A 19592-nucleotide genomic window follows, 5' to 3' on the forward strand; every position below is an offset into this window, starting at 1 on the left:
CCCCCGGTCGCACACCGAACCGGGGACACCCCCTGCTAGACGCGCTCCGTGCGCCCGTCGGCGTGTCGGGCGAAGCGACCCTCGCGGCCGTGGACCGGGTCGTCTTTCGGCCAGGGCCAGCCGCCGAACCGCGTGCGCTGGTAGTCGGCGATGGCCTGCTGGATTTCGGCCCGGGAATTCATCACGAAGGGCCCGTGCTGCACCACCGGCTCGCCGATGGGCCGTCCCTGGAGCATCAGGATTTCGGTGGCGTCGCTGGCCACGAGCTCGAGCGTCGAGTCGCTCCGGACCACGGCGGCGGCGTGTCGCTCGAGCGCGTCCGCACCGATGCGCAGGTCCTTGCCGACGAAGAAGTAGAGCGTGCGCAGCGTGTCCTGACCCGCAGCCGGTGGGAGCGAGAAACGCGCCCCGGCCTGCATGCGAATCGTCCAGATGGCGACGTCGGAGTCGGCTCGAGACGCCCAGGAGTGCGGCGGCGGCGGCGGTGCGCGGCGCCCGTCGAGGGAGCCCGCCACCACGCTGACCTCGGTCTGCTTACCCGCAGCGTCCGTGAGCGTGTTGACCGGGATGTCCCGGCTCCAGAGCATCGAGAAGTGCGGCTCGACCATCTTGTCGGCTCGCGGCAGGTTGAGCCAGATCTGGAACAGCTCGACGGGGTTCGGCGCGTCGGGGTTCAGGAGCGGGAACATCTCCGAGTGCACGATGCCCCCACCGGCCGTGAGCCACTGGACGTCACCGGAGCCGAAGCGCGCCGCGGCTCCCAGCGAGTCCGAGTGGTCGATGAGCCCGCGCCGCACGATGGTCACGGTCTCGAAGCCCCGGTGAGGGTGCTGCGGGAAGCCGGGCACGACCTCGCCGTGGTACATGCGGAAGCCGTCCCGGAGCTCGAAATCCTGGCCCAGGTTCCGGCCAGCCAGCGAGGCCTTGGGACCGAACTGCTCGTTCCCCGCCGGATACGCGTCGTCGTGGTGGACGCAGAACAGGAACGGATCCGCGGTGACCCAGGGAAAACCCAGGGGGAGGGTCTCGAGCACGTCTCTCGCCATGCGGCGAAACTTAGTTCAGTGCAGCGTGAAGGCCACCCCGATGCTGGGGTAGAGGTAGCTCACCTTGTCGGTGATCCCGCTCTCCTCGGCGCTCATCGACGAGTAGATCACGCGCCCGACGGGACCGACGCTCCACTCGTTGCCGATCCAGAAGTCGTAGCCGACTCCGGCGCCGAACATGATACCGGAGGGGCTTTTCCCGCTGTTGCTGCCTTCGTCTGGGATGAAGTCCACGGACGAGAAGCCGAGCATACCCAAGATGTGCAGGCCCTTGTGCGGGTCCAGGTAGTAGTCGCCGAACAGAGCGACGCCCGAGAAGATCAGGGTGCCCTTCGCGTCATTGCTCTGACCGCCGAGCTCGACCTTGGGGTCTGAGGTCCAGCCCGTTATCAGCGCACCGCCGATGGCCAAACCCGGCGCCGGCGAGCCGCCGAACATGAGGTCGAGGCCGGTGTGAAGGCCGCTGTACTTGATGTCGGGGCCGGTGGCACCCCCACCCTCGAGGTTCTCCTTCATGATGATGGGCCCGAAGTTCAGTCCCATGCGGAAGTAGAAGCCGTCGTGCGTGTGAGCACCCCCGGCCTCTGGATCTGCCGGCGGTGGCGGTGGCGGTGCGGGTGCCGGTGCCGGTGCAGGCGCCGGCGCGGCGGCCGGCGGAGCCGGGGCCTCTGCGGCCGGGGGCGCCTCCGGCGGTGGGGGCGGCGCCTCCCCCTGAGCCAGGGCGAGCCCAGCAAACGACGACACAATGGCGATGATCGAGACGCTGACGCTGGTCTTCATGGGCCCACCACTCCTCGCCCGACGAGGGCAGCTCCAACCTACACGGGGCAGACGAGCGTTCCAAATTCCAGATTGACAGTTCATACTGTTACGGTTATTACTGGCGCAGTTGCTCGTGGCCGCCAACTGGCCCGAGCCCCGGCGGGGCGGGGGCCCCGAGAAGGAGACGTTTGTCATGTCGACGACTGACACGGTCGTGCTGCGCCAGCGCGACCCGGAGAGATTCGCGGAGTTTGGCCGAGAGCTCGACCGCCTGAAGGCGCGGGTCGAAGCGGAGATGGGCGAGACCGATGTGAAGCGGCTCCGGCGCATGGACGCCGTGAGCCGCGCTTGCGAGGTGGTGGGCCGGGTGCTCATCCACGTGAGCTTCGAGCCCGTGAGCTTCGGCGCCGGAGTGATCGCGCTCTGGCTGCACAAGCAGCTCCAAGCGACCGAGATCGGGCACACCGCCCTGCACGGTGCCTACGACAAGCTGCCGGTGCCCGCACGCTTTCGCTCGGAGAGCTTCCGCTGGCAGACGCCCATCGACGAAGAGTCCTGGCGGCTCGGGCACAACGGCCGGCATCACGGCAACACCAACGTCGCCGGGCGCGACCCGGACATTCACTTCGGGCCGATCCGACTGACCGAGCAGACGCCCTGGGCTCGGCGCAATCGCTGGCAGTTGCCGTTCGCGCTCCTGGTGCTGTTCCCGAACTTCGGCTTCCTGATGAACCTGCACTTCACCGGGCTGAACGATCTCTACTTCGACAACGGCCTGGAGAGGCGCCTCGACTTCTTGCCCGACCGCTCGCCAGAGAGCCGGCGGCTGGCGTGGCGGCGCGCGCTGCGCAAGTACGTGCCCTACTACGCCAAGGAGTACCTGCTGTTTCCCGCGCTGGCGGGTCCCTTCTTCTGGAAGGTGATGCTGGGCAACTGGCTGGCCGAGACGCTGCGCGACGTGTACTCCGCCGCCACCATCTTCTGCGGCCACGTCGGCAGCGAGACCCAGAGCTACCCCGCCGGCACCAAGGCCCGCGGCAAGGGCGAGTGGTACGCGATGCAGGTCGAGGCCAGCAACAACTTCGAGGTGAGCTGGCCGGTGAGCGTGCTCTGCGGCGGCCTCGACCGGCAGATCGAGCACCACCTGTTCCCGAAGCTGCCACCCGAGCGCCTGCGCCAGATCGCGCCCGAGGTCCGCGCGCTCTGCGCGGCGCACGGAGTGACCTACCGTACCGACAGCTGGGGCCGCACCCTGGGCAAGGCTGTCGCCTGGATCCGTGACCTGAGCCGAGACCGCGGCACGCTGGGCGCGACCCGCGCCGTACTGGGAGCGATGTGATGGAAGTAGCGCTACCCCTCCCCGAGGCAAGAGGAGTATTGGACGAAGACGTGCCCGAGGCCGGTCAGTACACCATCGACGAGCTCGCCGCAGAGTCCGAGGTCCCGAGCCGGACCATCCGCTTCTACCAGTCGAAGGGGGTGCTGCCGGCGCCGGAGAAGCATGGTCGTGTCGCGTACTACCGCGCCGAGCACGTCGAACGCCTGAAGCTCATCGCCAAGCTGCAGGACCGCGGCCTGCGCATCGACGCCATCCGCGCGCTGCTCACGCGGGTCGACCGCGGCGAGGTGGACGTCGGCGAGTGGCTGGGACTCGAAGCCCAGCTCACCGCCTCCTGGGCCAATGATCAGCCCCGCACCATGACCGAGAAGGAGCTCGGGGAGCTCGCCGGCAAGCCCCGAGCGGGTCTCCTCGCCGATCTCCTGCGCCTGCGCGTAGTGCAGCGGCAGGGAGACGTGTACCTGGTGCGGAGCCCGGGACTGCTCTCCATCGCGCTCCGTCTGGAGCAGAACGGGGTGGACCTCGAGGCCGCGCTCGCGGGCGAGGCCATCCTGCGCAAGCACCTGGGTCGTGTCGCCAAGGAGCTCGCGGCGCTGTTCTTCAAGCAGGCGGAGCGGGGCCACGTCGAGCCGCCGCCCGACGGCGACTGGCCTCGCCTGCTCGAGGAGCTGCGTCCGACCGGCATCGAGGCCGTACGCATCGTGTTCGGTCAGGAGATGGAGCGCGTCCTGCGCGACGCCATCGAGAACGGCAAGCTGGCCAAGCTGCCGGCGCGTCGCAGACGCCGCGGGCGTTAGCCCCTGACGAAGCTCCAGCCGAAGCGACCCTTGATGCACAGGTGGCCGTCGGTCACCTCGGAGTCGTGGGGCGAGGTCGCCTTGACGATCTGGCCAGCTTGCGCGTGCAGCGTGATCACGCAGCCCACGCCGCAATACGGGCACACGGTGTCGGTCTTGGTCTGCGCACTCTCGTCCCAGGTGCCGGAGGCGCGCATGTCGTGCTCGGACTTGAACATCAGCGCGCCGGTGGGGCACACGCCGATGCAGTTGCCGCAGAACACGCAGGCGGAGTCCGGTAGCGGCACGTCCAGCTCGGTGGCGATGCGCGCGCCGAAGCCTCGGTCGGCCACCGCGATGGCGAAGGTGTTCTGCGCGTCCGCGCCGCACGCCTCCACGCACTTGTAGCAGAGCAAGCACTTGGCGTAGTCGCGCACGAAGAGCTCGTTGTCCACCTTGACCGGCTGCTCGAGGGTCCTCCGCTCGCTGCCGAAGCGGGCCGGATCGGCGCCGTAGCGTTCAGCGTAGCGCTGCGCCTCCGGCGCCGTGGAGAGGTCCACGCTCGAGCCGAGCAGCTCCATCACCAGCTTGCGCGACAGGCGCACGCGCTCGCTGTCCGTCTTGACGACCATGCCGGCCTCCGCCTTGCGCGAGCAGGCCGGCACCAGCGTGCGCGCCCCTTCCAGCTCGACCACGCAGATGCGGCAGACGTTGACCGGGGTCAGGTTCGGCGCGTGGCACAGCGTCGGCACGTCGATGCCGAGCTTGCGACACGCATCGAGCAGGGTGGCTCCCTCGCGCACGCTGACCGGGGTGCCGTCCACGCTGAGCTCGACCTGGCGCTCCGGCAAGAGGGGCAGGCGCACGGTCACGGGCGCCCTCCGCGAAGGGCGCCCAGGCGCTGGACGGCGGACTCGATGGCGCTCGACGCCGTCTGCCCGAGGCCGCAGATGGAGGCGTCGCGCATCGCCTGGCCGAGCTCACCGAGCAGCGCGAGCTCGGCGTCGAGGCCGCCTTGGGGCTGCTTCTTCACCAGGCGCGTGACCAGCTCTTCTTGTCGCACCGTGCCGACCCGACACGGCACGCACTGCCCGCAGGACTCCTCGCGGAAGAACGCCGCGATGCGCAGGAGCAGCGGTCCGAGGTCGACGCTGTCGTCGAGCACGAGCACGACGCCCGAGCCCAGCGTGACCCCGGCCCTGCGAGTGTCCTCGAAGGTCAGCGGCAGCTCCAATGACTCCTTGCCGACGAAGCTGCCCGCCGCGCCGCCGAGCAGGATACCGCCAAGAGCCTTGCCGGCGGCCACGCCACCCGCGCGCTCGAGCAGCGCCGAGAGCGTGACGCCGAACGGCAGCTCGTACAGACCGGGCTTCTCGACGCGCCCCGACACGCAGAACAAGCGCGTGCCCGGCGAGCCCGCCGTGCCCGCGCTGCGATAGGCAGCCGCGCCGTGCTCGACGATGAACGGCACGTTGACCAGCGTCTCGACGTTGTTCACCACCGTCGGCTTGCCGAACAGGCCGACCTCGACGGGGAACGGCGGCTTGCTGCGGGGCTCGCCGCGGAAGCCCTCCAGCGAGTTGAACAGGGCCGTCTCCTCGCCGCAGATGTAGGCGCCTGCGCCGCGGCGGATCTCCAGCTCGAAGCGCACGCCCCGGCCCAACACGTCGTCGCCGAGCAGCCCGCGCGCGCGGCTCAGATCGATGGCGCGCTGCAAGCGCTCGGCAGCGAGCGGATACTCCGCCCGCACGTACAGGTAGCCGCGCTCCGCGCCGACGGTCACGCCCGCGATGGTCATGGCCTCGACCAGCGCGAAGGGATCCTGCTCCATGAGCACGCGATCCTTGAAGGTGCCGGGCTCGGACTCATCGGCGTTGCAGACGACGTAGTGCGGCCGTGCCGGCGCGTGCGCCACCGCATCCCACTTCTTGCCGGTGGGGAAGGCCGCGCCGCCCCGCCCGACGAGTCCCGACTCGGTTAGCGCGCGAATCACCTCGAGGGGGCCCATCTCCAGGGCCAGGCGCAGCGCGCGGTAGCCCCCGCGCGCGCGGTAGTCGTCCAGGCTCGACGGATCGACGACGCCAACGCGCGCGAGCAGGCGCAGGCCCGGCTCGCCCGCTTGGGGCAGGGCAGCGTGCGAGTCGTGGCCCGGCTCGCCGCGCGCCAGGAGATCGCTCGCCCGCGCCAGCGTGAGCTGGCCGAGGCCTCGCTCTACGGGGCGCTCGCCGGCGCGGGTGTAGAGCGCCGCGGGCGCTTGCTCGCACAAGCCCAGGCACGGGCTCCGGTGGACGCGCTGCTCGCCCGCGAGACCCGCGACGATCGCGTCTGCCCCCGCCATCTTGCACGCGATGTCGTCGCACACGTGCAGCGCCACGGGGGGGCGCTCGGCAAGGGCGAAGAGCGCGTAGAAGCTGGCCACGCCGAAGCCCTCCGCCGGCGGCACCGCGAGTCGCCGGCAGATGTAGCCGAGGGCGCCGGGCGACACCCAGCCGACTCGCCCTTGCGCCGCGTGCAGCGCCGGCAAGAGCAGGTGGCGCCGAGAGCGCGCGACGGCGAGCGGGGTCGTGGCCTCCGGCTCGGTCGCGCCGAGCACCGCGTCCACGGCCGCACGCTCTTCGTCGCTCGGTGGGGCTTCCAGGGCGCGCAGATCCACGGCGAAGACGATACTCTAGACACGCGTCGAGCGCTCCGGAAACGCCGCCAGAGCCGGGCTTCCTGGTGGTCGCCTGCAGAGAGTGACCGGCGGGAGACGCGCGGCCCGCCCGTGCCCGCGAGGAGGCATCCGCCGGCCTCGCCGCTCATTCTCGTGGGTTCTCGCTACTCTTGCTGATCGAGATCTGATCGAGCCAAGACCGTCCGGGTCGATCTTAGATTCGCTCTATCCGCACCGCCGCGGCCTTGAACTCCGCGGTGCCGCTCTTGGGATCGGTGGCGTCGATGGTCAGGAGGTTGGTGTCCACCTGGTCGGGGAAGTGGAAGGTCATGAAGACCAGCCCGGGCTGGAGCCCGGCGTCGAGGCGCACCGGCGCCACCACCGCGCCGCGCCGCGAGCGCACGCGCACCTCGTCACCGGCAGCGACGCCGAGGCGCCGCGCGTCGTCGGGGTGCAGGTCGATGGTCTCCCCCATGCGGAGCGGCGAGGCCATGGCGCCGCTCTGCACGCCGGTGTTGTAGGAGTCGAGCCGGCGTCCGGTGGTGAGGCGGAGCGGATACTCGTCGTCGAGGGCGTCCACCGGCGGCACCTGCTCCACAACCGAGAACGGCGCCAGCGGGCCTCGCACGGGCTCCTCCCAGAGCCGGCCGTGGAGGAACGGCTCGCCCGGGTGCTGCTCGTCCCAGCACGGCCACTGGATCCCGCCGAGCTCTTCGAGACGCGCGTAGCTCATGCCGGCGTGCATCGGGCTCACCTGGCGTACTTCGTTCCAGATCTCCTCCGGCGTGGGGCTGCCGAGGTCCCGGCCCAGGCGCCGGGACAGCTCGCACAGGATCTCGATGTCGTCGCGCGCGCCGTCGGGAGGCGGCACGGCGCGCCGCACACGCTGCACGCGACGCTCGCTGTTGGTCACGGTGCCGTCGGACTCGCACCAAGCGGCGGATGCCGGCAAGACCACGTCGGCGAGCTCGGCGGTCTTGGTCAGGAAGATGTCCTGCGCCACGATGAGCTCGAGCCCCGTGAGCAGCTTCATCGCGCGGTGCGAGTCGGCCTCGGACTGCGCCGGGTTCTCGCCGAGCACGTACAGGGCCGTGAGCTCCTTCCGCTCCATGGCCTCGAACATTTCGGTCAGGTGCCAGCCCTTCTTGGGCGGGATCTTCGCGCCCCAAACCGCCTCGAACTTGGCGCGGACCGCGTCGTCTTCGACGTCCTGGAAGCCCGCCAGCTTGTGCGGCAGGGCGCCCATGTCGCCGCCGCCCTGCACGTTGTTCTGCCCGCGCAGCGGGTTCAGCCCGGAGCCGGCGCGGCCGACGTGCCCGGTGAGCAGGCCGAGGTTGATCAGCGCGAGCACGTTGTCCACGGCGTTGTGGTGCTCGGTGATGCCGAGCGTCCAGCAGATCTGGGCCTTGTCCGCCCGCGCGTAGTCGCGAGCCATTCGCACGATCAGCTCCGCCGGCACCCCCGTCTCGCGCTCCGCGCGCTCCAGGGTCCAGCCCTGGACCGAGGCGCGGTACTCGTCGAAGTGTTGCGTCGCCCGCGCGACGAAGGCGCGGTTCTCGAGACCCTCCTCCAGGATCACGCGGGCCACTGCGTTCGAAAGCGCGATGTCGGTGCCGACGCGGAGCGGCAGATGGCCGTCGGCCCACTGAGCCGAGGCAGTGCGGCGCGGGTCGATCACGTAGAGCTTCGCCCCGCGGCGCACCGCGCGCAGCACGTGGTGGAAGAAGATGGGGTGCGTCTCTCTTGCGTTGGAGCCCCAGAGCAGGATGACGTCCGCCTCCTCCACCTCGCGGTAGGAGCTCGTCCCGCCACCCGCTCCGAAGACCGTCGCCAGACCGACGACGCTAGGGGCGTGTCACGTTCGATTGCAGCTGTCGATGTTGTTGCTGCCGATGGCGAGGCGCGCGAGCTTCTGCGCGACGAAGTTCACCTCGTTGGTCGCCTTCGAGCAGCTGAACATGCCGAAGGTCCGGGGCCCGTGGCGATCCACTGCCGCGCGGATCCCCACGGCGGCGCGGTCGAGCGCCTCGTCCCACGTCGCCGCGCGGAGCTTCCCCGCGTCCTTCACCAGCGGCCGAGTCAGTCGGGGCAAGCCGTGCTTCAAAGTTCACCTCTCGCTGAAAATCATAGGGGCCGAGCTGCCCGCTCGGCAACCCTCGGGCTTGCCCGCGAGGATGCCTCGGCGGAAGATCCCCGCATGCACGCCCTTCGCTTCGCCCGGTTCTCGTCCATGACGGCCGCCCTCGTGGCGCTCGTCGCCGCCTGCGGTTCGGACGACGGCGAGTCCCCGAGCAACACCGGCGGCGGCGGCGGCAAGGGAGGGACCGGCGGCAGCGGCGGCGCCATCAACCTGGGTGGAGCCGGCGGCTCGAGCGCCAGCGGCTCCGGCGGCAGCGCGGCGGACAGCGGCGTCGGCTGCGGGCAAGTGAAGGGCGTAGTCCGCGACTTTCGCGCGTCGCACCCCGACTTCGAGTGCAACAAGGACACTCCGGTCAAGGTCGTCGATCCCGACAACAAGGACTGCGGCCCGTGGGATCCGGCCATCGTCGGCCCGCTCGGCACGGCGATCGGTCCCAACAGCAAGCCCGCCTACGCCGGCGGCGCCAAGACGCCGAGCACCACCGGCGCCGCCAACTTCGCCCAGTGGTTCAACGACACCGCGGGCGTGAACGCCTCCCAAGAGGTGCTGTTCCAGCTCGTCTCGACCGGCAAGGGCACGTTCGTGTACGAGACCAGCTTCTTCTTCCCCATCGACGGCAAGCTGTTCGACGCCGAGCCGAACAACCCCGACAGCAACTTCTACCCCTCCGACGACGGCAAGAAGCGGAACTTCCACTTCACCTACGAGCTCCACACCACCTTCCGCTACAAGCCCGGCAGCACGTTCCTGTTCCGCGGCGACGACGACGTGTTCGTGTACATCAACGGCAAGCTGGCGGTGAACATCGGCGGCATCCACGTGCCCATGGAGGGCAAGATCGACCTCGACAAGGGTCGCGTGGAAATCACCTCCCCGATGGGCTTCCCGACGCTCGGCGTGAACGGCGGCCTCGGCTTCACCGAGTCCATCACCGACGGCGTCGCAGGCACCGTGAACCTGGGCCTGACCGAGAACGAGATCTACGCGATGGACTTCTTCTTCGCCGAGCGGAACTGCTGCGCGTCGAACTTCCGGCTCGAGACCAACTTCGAGTTCGTGGACTGCGGGATCGTGAAGTAGGCGAAGGCGCGCCGCACGTGACGACGCGCCTTCGCACCTCGACTCAGCACTTGCCGGACGACTTGTAGGTCTGGAGCAATGTGTTGCAGACGCTGTCGCCACCGGCCTTGATCTGGTTGTAGGTCGTCTCGCAATTGGTCTTGTCATTGCCGCTGAGGCTGGCGCAGCAAGCCGCCAGATCCGCGCAGGTGCCGCCACCGCTGGCACCGCCCGTGCCGGTCGCGCCGCCGGTGCCCGCGCACTGCTGGAGCTCCGCGGAGCACTGCGAGGTGACGCAGCCGCTGAGCGTGGTGGTCATGCAGGTCTGGCAGGTCGCGTCCATCTGGCACTTCTGCGTGCAGGTCGTGTCGCAGTTGCAGGCGACCACGCAGTTCATGTAGGTCTCGCACTTGCCGCCCGCGAAGCTGCCGGTCTTGTAGCTCGCGCCCAGGCAGTCCTTGTACTCGGCGTCGCACTTGGACTGCGCGCAGTTGGTGTAGGCCGGGCAGTCGTTGCCGCCCTGTTTGGCCGGATCGCAGCCGCCGCTGCCACCGGTGCCGCTGCCGCCGCTGCCGCCGGAGCCCCCGGTGCTGCTGCTACCGCCGCCGTCGTCGCCGCCGCAGCCGATCATCGTCATTCCGACCACCGAGACCACCGTCACCACGATCTTTGCAAAGCTCATGACTCTCCTCCGGCGTGCCTTGGATGGACACGTCTCATCAAACTCGTGACCATACTCGCCTGCAAACGCGCTGGTCAATTCCGCTGGATGCGCCCGATGACGTGGGTCAGCTGGTCAGTGCCCGAGGCGCTTTTGCAGGAGCGTCTTCATCGCCGCGGATCTCGCGTCCAGGCGCTTCCGCAGCGCCTCGTCCGGCACGAGAGTGAGCTTCTCCTGGTCCCAGTCCCCGATGATCAGGCCGTAGCCCCACTCGATGAGCTCGTCGACGCGGCAGCGTTGGGGCTCCGCCTTGCACTCCGCGCGCTCCTCCGCCCGGCGTTTGGCGAGCCCTTCCTTGAACGCGAAGGTGCGCTTCTGGTACCGCCCGCCGACCAGCTCGAAGACCACCGGAAACGAGGGCGTGGTCGCGTAGGAGAGCACCGGATCGCCTTCCTCCACCTTGAATGGCGGGACGATGCAGGAACAGCTCCGGCACGCCATCGCCGCCGAGATCGCCGCACCACTCGACCATCAGCGACATGCGCTGCTTCGGCTCGCCCGGGCCGAGCGAGTACTCGCGACCTTTGGCCTGGTAGACGCGCTTGCCGCTCGCGTCGCGCACCCGCACGTAGGGCTCGTTGCCGCTCGTGGCGTCGGCGAGGTGCTCGACCTGGAAGCCGCCACAGGTGAACGAGCCCGCGGGCTCCGACCCCGGGGTCGTGAACTCCCGCGGTAATCGGCGCGAGGGCAGCTCCTCCCACACCGGAGGCGGGGGCGCGGCGACGCTGCCCGAAAGAGCCGGGACCGGTGGCGCGAGCGCGGGCACTTGGGGCGCGGCCTTGGGCTTCTCAGCCTGTTCCGCGGGCGGCGCTGCCGCGGCGCAGCCCATTGCCAGGAGAGCCAAGGCGAAGACGAACACGATCACAGACTACTCGACCTCCGCAGCCCGGCATTTTAGGGTGGCGGCCGTGGATCGGGGAACTCGCGTGTTCTGGGGCCTGGTCGTCGTCCTGTCCGGGGCAACGCTCTTCTACGCCCGCGGCGCGTCGGAGCAGCTCGCGTCGGCGAAGGCCGCGGAGATCAGCCTCAAGACCGGGGATCTCGTCAAGGTGACCCAGGTCGTGGACGGGGACTCCGTCGTGGTCGCCGACGCCAGCGGCGCGAACGTCGGCGTCCGCATCCTGGGTATCAAGACCTTCGGCGCCAAGGCCGACCGTGACGCCGCGACGCGCTTCGGCCGCGACGCCGTCGCAGCCATCGAAGAGATGACGAAGGAAGAGCCGGTGCGCGTGCTGGTCCACTCGACGGAGAAGGACAAACACGGCCGCACGCTGGCCACCCTATACGTCGGTGACGAAGACATCGGCCTCGTGCTGGTGAAGCGCGGGCTCGCTCTCACTTACACCGCGTACCCCGTACCGCAGACGCAGATCTACCTGGAGGCGCAGGCCGACGCGCAGGCGGCGGAGCGCGGGCTCTGGGGCGACGAAGCGGTCGCAGCCCGGGCCGTTCAGCTCTCCCGCGAGTGGAGCCGAGGCGCGGAATGATCCAGGTCCTGATGCGCTTCTTCTCGCGGCGCGTGCTGCGGCACCCGCCGGCACCGCTGCGCGTCAGCGTGCTGATGGCGGTGATCCTCGCGTACGGCACCACCGGGTACCTCTACTTCGAGCTGCCCGAGAACCCGAGCCTCACCTGGATGGACGGCGCCTGGTACTCCATCGTGACCATGACCACAGTCGGCTACGGCGACTTCTTCCCGAAGTCGCTCGGTGGTCGGTTGCTCGTGGCGGTGCCGCTGATGTTCTTCGGTATCGGCCTGCTCGGCTACGTGCTCTCGATCGCCGCTAGCGCGCTGGTTCAGGCCAAGAACAAGGAGCTCCATGGCATGGCAGACGTGTCCGTCGAAGGTCACCTGGTGATCATCAATTATCCGAACCTGAGCAAGGTGGAGCGCGTACTCGACGACCTCAACGGCGACCCGAGCTTCGGTCAGCGCGACGTCGTGTTGATCGACGAAGATCTCCCTGAGATACCCCCCGAGCTGAGCTCTCGGGGCGTGCGCTTCGTCCGAGGCAATCCCACCCGGGACGAGACCTTGAGCCGTGCCAACATCGATCACAGCGCCTACGTGATCGTGCTGACGAAGGTTCCGGGAAACCCGCACTCCGACAACCAGAACGTGGCCATCACGCTCGCCATCGAGGCGCGGCACCGGAAGGTCCACTCGGTCGTGGAGTGCGTGGACTATTCTGCGCAGGAGCTGCTCAAGAAGGCTGGCTGCGACGCAATCGTGTGCACTTCGCGCTTCGACGCCCACTTCCTCTCGAACGAGCTGCTCAACCCCGGCGTGCAGGAGATCGTGGAGGAGCTTACCTCCACCCAGGGTCAGCAGATCTTCGTCACGGAGGTCGCGCGCAGCGAGGGCCTGAGCTTCTCGAAGCTGGCGGACCACTGCAAGAAGCACGGTCACATCGCCATCGGCGCGCGTATCGACGGGGTCACTCAGCTGAACATCACCGACGACCGCAAGCTCTCGAAGGGCGACGCCGTGATCAGCATCGGGGAAGATAGGCTGAACGTGCTGTGACTCGGGAGCTCACTCCACGAGCTCGATCTCGTACTCCAGGAGCTGCCCCGCGCGCTCGACCTCGACGACGTCGCCGGCCCGCGCTCCAATCAGCGCCGAGCCCAGGGGAGAGGCCGGCGTCACCACGCGCGCCTCGACCCCGCCGCTTCTGACCCGCGTCCCTGCCCCGGCCGGGAGCAAGAAGACCCGCAGCGTTCCCGACGCCGATCCGAGCGTCACCAGCGCGGCCTGAGCCACGGGCTCGTCGCCGCCGAAGGTCCGGAGCTCGACCGCCGAGAGGCGCAGGAGCTCGTCGCCGAGCTCGGCGACCCGCAGAGCCTGGCCCCGCGCGAGGTACGAAGCCTCCGTGGCGCGCATGTCCTTGTCCCCTTCGGCGCGGTTCTCCTCGTGGGTCGCGCCGGCCGCGCTGGCGCGGTGCGCCGCGAGCAGCGTCTCTCGCTCGTGCTCCAGCGCCGCGGCCACCTGGGCGGTGAGCTCTCGCTTGTCGACCACCCCGGCCCCCCCGCCTCACTGCTTCGCGAAGAAGTACAGGGGCTGATTCGCGCCTTCGCTCACCGTGTAGTACCCCGTGCCGTCCGCTGCGAAGCCGATGGCCTCGCCCTGCGGCTCGCTCTGGTGCGGGACCTTGCAGGGCTCGCCGGCCAGCGCCTGCGCCACCGTCGTCGCGCCGCCCCGCCGCCAGAGAAATGCGCTCGAATAGGTGCGGATCAACACCGCGTCGCCGCTCGGTGAGATGTCGCTCGCGGTCGTCAGCGTGCCTCCGGCGAGCGGACCCGCGCCGAAGCTGAGAGAGCCCACCTGCTCCAGCACGCCGCTCGAGAGCGGCGCCGCGGCCCGGAACACCGGGCTCACCCCGCTCGACGCCTTGGTGACGAGGAACAGATCCGAGGTCTTCGGATCGACCATCAAGGACTCGGAGTTGTGCGCCTTGTCGGGGTAGGTGAACGTGAACGTCTCGACTGCGGTCAAGGTCTTGTCCGCGGCGGGGCCGGCCGCGCTCACCACGGGCTCGGCGACGCGGTAGATTCTTATGCTCGCTCGCGCCTCGGCGTTGTCGCCGATGTCGCCGGCGTAGAGGTAGCTCTCCCCTGCGCTGGGCCCCGGGCCAACGGCGAGGTCTTCCCAGTCCTGGGCCGTTGCACCGTCCAAGGTGAAGACGCCCAAGTGCGTACCGTCCTTCGTCATGGCGTAGAGCTTCGGGCCGTCGCCGGAGTCGTTGTGCAGCCAGAACACGCCCGCGTTCTTGCGACTCTCGACGATGCCGCTGGCTTCGGTCACGCCGGCGAAGGCGACGTTGCCGGTCTTCACGCCGCCCGCGAAGGTCGGGCACGCTCCGCCCCCGCTGCCGGCAGCCCCCCCACTCGGCGCGCCGCCCGTCGCCGACCCGGCGCTACCGCCGCCACCGCCGCTACCGCCGCCGCTCGGTGCGCCGCCGCTCGACGTGCTGCCGCCGGCAGGCGCCCCACCGCTGGCGGTCGAGCCGCCGCTTGAGGGCTTTTCGTCTCCGCCCGAAGACTCGCCGCACGCCATGCAGGCGCAGACCAGGAGCGAGGCTGCACCGAAGGGGATCTGGCGCATGACGGTGGCATTTCAGCACGGCTCGGCGGACGAGTGCGGAAAATCCTGGCTCCGTCACTTGGCGTGCTCGCTCCAGAACGGGAAGGCCTCGTCCAAGTAGACCTCTCGGGCACCATGGCCGACGCGATGCTCGGCGACGCGGACGGGCCACTTGGCTTTCTCGAGCAGCCGGCCGAGCTCCCGCGCGGACTCGCCGACCGTGTCGTAGAGCCCGTAGCCGATGTAGACGGGTCGGGGCCGACGCTCTCCGAGGGCCGGGTCGAGCACCGTGGTGCCCCCGGAGATGGCGCCGAAGCCGTCCACCTCGATGCCGCCACGCTGCGCCAGCGTCGCGACGAAGTACGCGCCGGATGACGAGCCTGCCAGGTACACCCGCTGGAACTGGATCCCGGTCGCCGCCTCGAAGCTCTTCCGGGCGGAGAGCACGCGTTCCACCAGCTCCGGCCCGTAGCGCTTGTGGCTGTTCGGGGCCGTCGGCCAACCCCACCACTTCTCGAGGCCCTTGGGTGCGAGCCCCTGATTGCCGCGGGGCATCAGCGCCGCCGCGCCGGCTCGACGCGACGCGTTCGCCACCACGGCCTGGTAGTTGGTCTTCTGCACGCTGGTCTTCTCGGGCGGGACGACCCCGTGCAGGTAGATGAGCAAGGTCTGGGTCGGCGCCTCCGGCAGAAAGAAGCACGTCGTCGCGTCGAGCCCCTGCACCGACTCCGTACACCAGTCGGTCGAGACCGGCGCAGGTGTACGCGGGGGCCAGGCGACGCTCCGCTCCTGCGGCTCGGGTTCGGCGGCGCTGGGCAGCGCAGGCTGCCGCGGCGCTGGTGAAGCTGCGGGTCGAGGAGCCGGGACCGGTGCGGGTGCTCGCGGTGCGGAAGCCTCCGCACAAGCGACGAGCAGGACGGTGGAGAGAGCCACTCCGGCACGGGTCATGATCGCCCCGAATTGTAGCCAGCAGGGTGGACCCGGACCAATCGCCTGCTCGCCCGCACGGTTATGGGCTAGGACGCCAGAACCCTGGAGGAAATCCCATGCAGACGGTGGTCGGCGGCGAAGTGGTCGCGGCGATGTTGGCGAAGGAAGGTGTCGAGAAGGTCTTCGGCATCGTCGACGGAACGTACCTGGGCTTCTACGCCAGCTTCGAGAAGTACGGCATCGAGCTCGTCTCCCCGCGACACGAGACCTGTGCCGCGCACATGGCCGGCGCGTATGCGCGCCTCACGGGCAAGCTCGGCGTGTGTATGGCGAGCAACGGCCCGGGCGTCGCGAACATCCTGCCAGGCGTGGCCGTCGAGAACGGCGAGGGCAACCGCGTGCTCCTGATCACGAGCTGCCGGCGCCAGGGCATCGCCTACCCGGATCGCGGGGGCACCTTCCAGTACTTCGACCAGGTCGCCGTGACCCGTCCGATGACCAAGTGGAGCGGGGCGGCATCGAGCTTCGAGCGCATCCCCGAGATGATGCGCCGTGCCTTCCGCATCTCCCACCGCGGCCGGCCCGGCGTGGTGCACGTGGACATCCCCGAGAACGTGATGAACGGGACCTTCACGACCACGGAGAGCTTCGCGGCCGAACCGTCGTCGTACCGGGTCACCTCGCCTATCGCGCCCTCCCGTGCGGACGTCGAGCGCGTCGCCGAGCTCTTGCTGTCCGCGGAGCGCCCGCTGCTCCACGCCGGCAGCGGGGTCGTGCACGCCCGCGCCTTCGAGGAGCTCCTGCGCGTGGCCGAGCTGCTCCGCGCTCCGGTCAGCACCAGCTGGGGCGCCCGCGGCGCGATCCCCGAGCCGCACGCGCTGGCGCTGCCGACCAACGCCCTCGAGGCGGTGCAGGCCGCTCGCGCCGGCGCCGATCTGGTGTTGGTGCTCGGCTCTCGGCTCGGCGAGACGGACTTCTGGGGCAAGCCCCCCTACTGGGGCAAGGCGAGCGAGCAGCGCTTCGTCCAGGTGGACAACGACGAGGAGGTCCTTGGGCTGAACCGCCGCACGGAGCTGTGCGTGCTGGCTGACTGCCGGCAGTTCCTGGCCGCGCTGGGCGAAGAGCTGGCAAAGAAGGGCCTCGGCGCCGAGCGCGCGAAGAGCCGCGACGCCCGCCTGGCCGAGCTCGCCGGGCTCCGCGTCAAGGCCGCGAGCGAGCTGTCCGCGGCCCTCGAGAACCGCTCCGCGCCGATGCCGCCGGCTCACGTGCCCCACACGCTGCGGAAGCTGCTCGAGGACGACGCCATCCTGGTGGTGGACGGCGGCAACACCGCGGTCTGGGCGCAGTTCTTCCACGAGGTGCGAGTGCCCAACACGTTCCTCGGCACCTTCAAGCTGGGCATGCTGGGCGCCGGCGTCGCGCAGGCGCTGGGCGCGAAGGTGGCCCAGCCCAAGCGCCGCGTGGTGTGCGTGCTCGGCGACGGCGCGATGGGCTTCCACGCCCAGGAGCTCGAGACGGCTGTGCGGCAGAAGCTCGCGGTGACCTACGTCGTGCTCTGCGATCGCCAGTGGGGCATGGTCAAGCTGACCCAGCAGGTCGGCCTCGGCGGCATGCGCCAAGTCCTGGGCAGCGAGCGCGAGGGCACCATCAACACCGACTTCGAGGAGATCCGCTTCGACGACCTCGCGCGCAGCATGGGCGCCCACGGTGAGCGCGTCGCTTCCCCCGACGACCTGACCGCAGCGCTCCGGCGCGCCCTCGATTGCGGCGGGCCCGCCGTGGTGCACGTGGACGTGGATCCGATGCTGCACCTGTGGGCGCCGGGGCTTCAGCTGTTCAAGGACATGCACCAGGAGCCCGCCGGCGAATGACGTCGGTGCTGGTCACCGGCGCAGCGGGCTACATCGGCGGCCTCACCGTGCGCGCCCTGGCGGCCCGGCGTGCCGATCTCGGCGCGCTGGTGGCGCTCGACGTGCGCGAGCCTCCCTCGAGCGAGCGCCTCGAGGGCGTGACCTACGTGACCGGCAGCGTGTGCGACGCCGGGCTCGCCGATCTCTTCGCCGAGCACCACATCGACACGGTGGTACACCTGGCCTCGATCCTGAAACCACCGAGAGAAGGTGGCGAGGATCTGGCTTACCGGGTGGACGTCGAGGGCACGCGCAACGTGCTCGGCGCCGCGGTGAAGTGCGGGGTGAAGAAGCTCGTCGTCACCACCAGCGGGGCGGCCTACGGCTACTACCCGGACAACCCGAAGTGGCTCGAGGAGCACCACCCCGTCCGCGGCAACGAGGAGATCGCGTACTCGCGGAACAAGCGCCTGATCGAGCGGGAGCTCGAGCGCTGCCGCGAGGAGCACCCCGAGCTCGCGCAGCTGATCTTCCGCCCGGGGACGGTGATCGGCGCCGGCGTGAAGACGCCCGTCACGGAGCTGTTCGAGGCCAAGGTCTTGCTGGGCGTGCTCGGCTCGGACTCGCCCTTCGTGTTCATCTGGGACGCCGACGTCGTCGAGTGCATCGTGCGGGGCGTGTTCGGGTCGGAGACCGGAATCTACAACCTGGCGGGAGACGGCGCGCTCAGCCCGCGGGAGATCGCCGAGCGGCTGGGCAAGCCCTACCTGCCGGTGCCGGCGCCGCTCATCGCCGGTGCGCTGGCGCTCTTGAAGCGGCTTGGGAAGTCCGCTTACGGGCCCGAGCAGGTGAAGTTCCTGCGTTACCGGCCGGTGCTCTCGAACCGCGCGCTCAAGGAGCGCTTCGGCTACACGCCGAAGAAGACCTCGCGGCAGGCCTTCGAGACGTACGCCGCAGCGCTCGGGCGCTGACTAGGGGGTGTCCCTGATTCCCGCCGCCGAGCGGCGCGAATCGAGCCGCTCGGTCTCGCACCGAACTAGGGACACCCCCTAGTCCTTGGCCGCCACTAGCGCAGACCCGCTGCCCGCGAGCGACTGCCCGAGGACCGCCGAGCTGCAGCCGTATTTGCGCTTCACCGCGGCTTCGATGGGCACCACGCGGATCTCGGGGTTCTTCGCCATCCCGGCGAGCGCCGAGCTGAGCGCGTCAGTGCGGATGTAGTCGTGGATCAGGAGCACGCCGCCCTTGCGTGAGAACCGCGCCAGGTTGTCGGTCAGGAAGCCGAGCTCGTGCTTCCGATTCGGGTTCGTGTCGCCCGACTCGCCGTGCCACATCACGTTCAGCAAGCCGAGCCGGCCGAGCGCGGCGTCGTAGAGCTTCTTCTGGTCCGGCGTGGAGAGGCCCACGTAGGGCGTTCCGGCGGGCGGGCGCGAGAAGATCATGGGGTACGGGCGACCGCCACGCTCGGCGAGCACCTCGGTGTGGCGCTCGGCGAAGGCGCGCCATTTGGTCCTGAGCGAGCCCGCCGGCAGGTAGGTGCCGGCCTTTTCCTCGAACACGCGCACGAACAGCGCGTCGAAGTCCTCCGGCGACGTCGCCACCAGCGCGAGCTCGATCAGGACCCGGGTCGTCTCGTGCTGGCCGCGGATGTACTCGACGCTCCGCTCGCCGAGGTTGCGCACCGCCATGCCCACGTCGTGGTTGTAGCTGTGGGTACCGAGCGTGTGCCCTTCCGCGACCATGCGTTGCACCAGCGTATAGGTGCGCTTGTCGATGTTCTTTCCAACCAGGAAGAAGGTCGCCGGCATCTGGTGCTTCTTCAGGAGCTCGAGCACCTTCGGGGTCTTGCCGGGATGCGGACCGTCGTCGAAGGTCAGCACGACCTCGCCTTTGGGCCAGGCGTCGGACGGGTAGAAGCCCGCCGGGTGCTTCTCCTTCACCTCGAGCTTGCACTGCTCGGGCTCGGGCGCTTCCGGCGCGGGCGGTTTCTCCGGCAAGGACGGCGAGAGCCGCGGCGCCGTGACCTTCGCGAGCTTCGCCGACTCGACCGCGACCGAAGGCGCGTCCGGCGCCGCGACGCGGAGCTCGGGGGCACGGGGGGAGCAAGCGGTGACGAAGGCGACCAGGAAGAAGACGCTGCGGAGCTTTTCCATCTCGCAGCGGATACGGGGAAGCGTGACACCCTCCGCCGGGGTGTCGGGCAGCGTCCGGCGCGACCAGACCAGCGTGTTT

General features: G+C 69.7%; 18 protein-coding genes. 7 read left to right on the top strand and 11 right to left on the bottom strand.

The features are described 5' to 3' along the window. Nucleotides 1-35: 35 nt before the first annotated feature. Both HS104_27485 and HS104_27490 read right to left on the bottom strand, forming a co-directional pair. Complete coding sequence (locus HS104_27485) at nucleotides 36-1046, bottom strand: pirin family protein (GenBank protein ID MBE7483695.1); 1011 nt, start codon at nucleotides 1044-1046, stop codon at nucleotides 36-38. Nucleotides 1047-1061: 15 nt separating this feature from the next. Then, a complete protein-coding gene (locus HS104_27490) occupies nucleotides 1062-1826 on the bottom strand; it encodes an autotransporter domain-containing protein (GenBank protein MBE7483696.1) in 765 nt (254 codons plus the stop codon). Between the two features lie 175 nt (nucleotides 1827-2001). On the opposite strand from HS104_27490, the gene HS104_27495 reads away from it, so the two are divergent. Next, nucleotides 2002-3147 carry an acyl-CoA desaturase gene (locus HS104_27495; GenBank protein ID MBE7483697.1) on the top strand — a complete coding sequence of 382 codons (1146 nt, stop codon included), beginning with the start codon at nucleotides 2002-2004 and terminating at the stop codon, nucleotides 3145-3147. Then, nucleotides 3147-3944: a MerR family transcriptional regulator gene (locus tag HS104_27500; GenBank protein MBE7483698.1), complete on the top strand. Its 798-nt coding sequence runs from the start codon at nucleotides 3147-3149 to the stop codon at nucleotides 3942-3944. Before HS104_27495 ends, HS104_27500 begins: the two co-directional genes overlap by 1 nt. Here HS104_27500 and HS104_27505 read toward each other — a convergent pair. The 3 genes from HS104_27505 to HS104_27515 form a co-directional block, all read right to left on the bottom strand. Further along, nucleotides 3941-4789: a (2Fe-2S)-binding protein gene (locus tag HS104_27505; GenBank protein ID MBE7483699.1), complete on the bottom strand. Its 849-nt coding sequence runs from the start codon at nucleotides 4787-4789 to the stop codon at nucleotides 3941-3943. The genes HS104_27500 and HS104_27505 overlap by 4 nt on opposite strands. 2 nt (nucleotides 4790-4791) lie before the next feature. Next, the gene (locus HS104_27510; protein MBE7483700.1) at nucleotides 4792-6576 is read right to left on the bottom strand and encodes an NAD(P)H-dependent oxidoreductase subunit E; all 1785 of its coding nucleotides are present in this window, start codon (nucleotides 6574-6576) and stop codon (nucleotides 4792-4794) included. A gap of 214 nt (nucleotides 6577-6790) precedes the next feature. Further along, nucleotides 6791-8680, bottom strand: a complete 1890-nt coding sequence (locus HS104_27515; protein ID MBE7483701.1) for a molybdopterin-dependent oxidoreductase — start codon at nucleotides 8678-8680, stop codon at nucleotides 6791-6793. 321 nt (nucleotides 8681-9001) lie between these two features. Here HS104_27515 and HS104_27520 point away from each other — a divergent pair, with 321 nt between their 5' ends. After that, nucleotides 9002-9796: a fibro-slime domain-containing protein gene (locus tag HS104_27520; protein MBE7483702.1), complete on the top strand. Its 795-nt coding sequence runs from the start codon at nucleotides 9002-9004 to the stop codon at nucleotides 9794-9796. Nucleotides 9797-9839: 43 nt separating this feature from the next. Here the strand turns inward: HS104_27520 and HS104_27525 are convergent, their stop codons facing one another. Together HS104_27525 and HS104_27530 are read right to left on the bottom strand one after the other, a co-directional pair. Then, the gene (locus tag HS104_27525) at nucleotides 9840-10457 is read right to left on the bottom strand and encodes a hypothetical protein (GenBank protein ID MBE7483703.1); all 618 of its coding nucleotides are present in this window, start codon (nucleotides 10455-10457) and stop codon (nucleotides 9840-9842) included. Nucleotides 10458-10571: 114 nt separating this feature from the next. Further along, nucleotides 10572-10937: a hypothetical protein gene (locus HS104_27530; protein MBE7483704.1), complete on the bottom strand. Its 366-nt coding sequence runs from the start codon at nucleotides 10935-10937 to the stop codon at nucleotides 10572-10574. A 467-nt stretch (nucleotides 10938-11404) separates the two neighbouring features. On the opposite strand from HS104_27530, the gene HS104_27535 reads away from it, so the two are divergent. Next, complete coding sequence (locus tag HS104_27535; GenBank protein MBE7483705.1) at nucleotides 11405-11983, top strand: thermonuclease family protein; 579 nt, start codon at nucleotides 11405-11407, stop codon at nucleotides 11981-11983. Then, nucleotides 11980-13023 carry an NAD-binding protein gene (locus HS104_27540; protein MBE7483706.1) on the top strand — a complete coding sequence of 348 codons (1044 nt, stop codon included), beginning with the start codon at nucleotides 11980-11982 and terminating at the stop codon, nucleotides 13021-13023. Before HS104_27535 ends, HS104_27540 begins: the two co-directional genes overlap by 4 nt. Before the next feature lie 9 nt (nucleotides 13024-13032). On the opposite strand, the gene HS104_27545 is transcribed toward HS104_27540, so the two are convergent. From HS104_27545 to HS104_27555, 3 genes are read right to left on the bottom strand one after another with little or no spacing between them, the layout of a single operon-like run. Then, nucleotides 13033-13515: a GreA/GreB family elongation factor gene (locus HS104_27545; protein ID MBE7483707.1), complete on the bottom strand. Its 483-nt coding sequence runs from the start codon at nucleotides 13513-13515 to the stop codon at nucleotides 13033-13035. 15 nt (nucleotides 13516-13530) lie between these two features. Continuing rightward, complete coding sequence (locus HS104_27550; protein ID MBE7483708.1) at nucleotides 13531-14601, bottom strand: hypothetical protein; 1071 nt, start codon at nucleotides 14599-14601, stop codon at nucleotides 13531-13533. A 54-nt stretch (nucleotides 14602-14655) separates the two neighbouring features. Then, nucleotides 14656-15528: a hypothetical protein gene (locus HS104_27555; GenBank protein ID MBE7483709.1), complete on the bottom strand. Its 873-nt coding sequence runs from the start codon at nucleotides 15526-15528 to the stop codon at nucleotides 14656-14658. Between the two features lie 98 nt (nucleotides 15529-15626). Here HS104_27555 and HS104_27560 point away from each other — a divergent pair, with 98 nt between their 5' ends. After that, nucleotides 15627-17381: a thiamine pyrophosphate-binding protein gene (locus HS104_27560; GenBank protein ID MBE7483710.1), complete on the top strand. Its 1755-nt coding sequence runs from the start codon at nucleotides 15627-15629 to the stop codon at nucleotides 17379-17381. After that, nucleotides 17378-18331, top strand: coding sequence for an SDR family oxidoreductase (locus tag HS104_27565; GenBank protein MBE7483711.1), 954 nt, complete (start codon nucleotides 17378-17380; stop codon nucleotides 18329-18331). The genes HS104_27560 and HS104_27565 overlap by 4 nt, the downstream gene beginning before the upstream one ends. A gap of 78 nt (nucleotides 18332-18409) precedes the next feature. Here the strand turns inward: HS104_27565 and HS104_27570 are convergent, their stop codons facing one another. Continuing rightward, nucleotides 18410-19357 (bottom strand): polysaccharide deacetylase family protein, encoded by a 948-nt coding sequence (locus tag HS104_27570; protein MBE7483712.1) that lies wholly within the window; start codon nucleotides 19355-19357, stop codon nucleotides 18410-18412. Between the last annotated feature and the right edge of the window lie 235 nt (nucleotides 19358-19592).

This window comes from Polyangiaceae bacterium (assembly GCA_015075635.1).
Lineage (GTDB): Bacteria > Myxococcota_A > Polyangia > Polyangiales > Polyangiaceae > JADJKB01.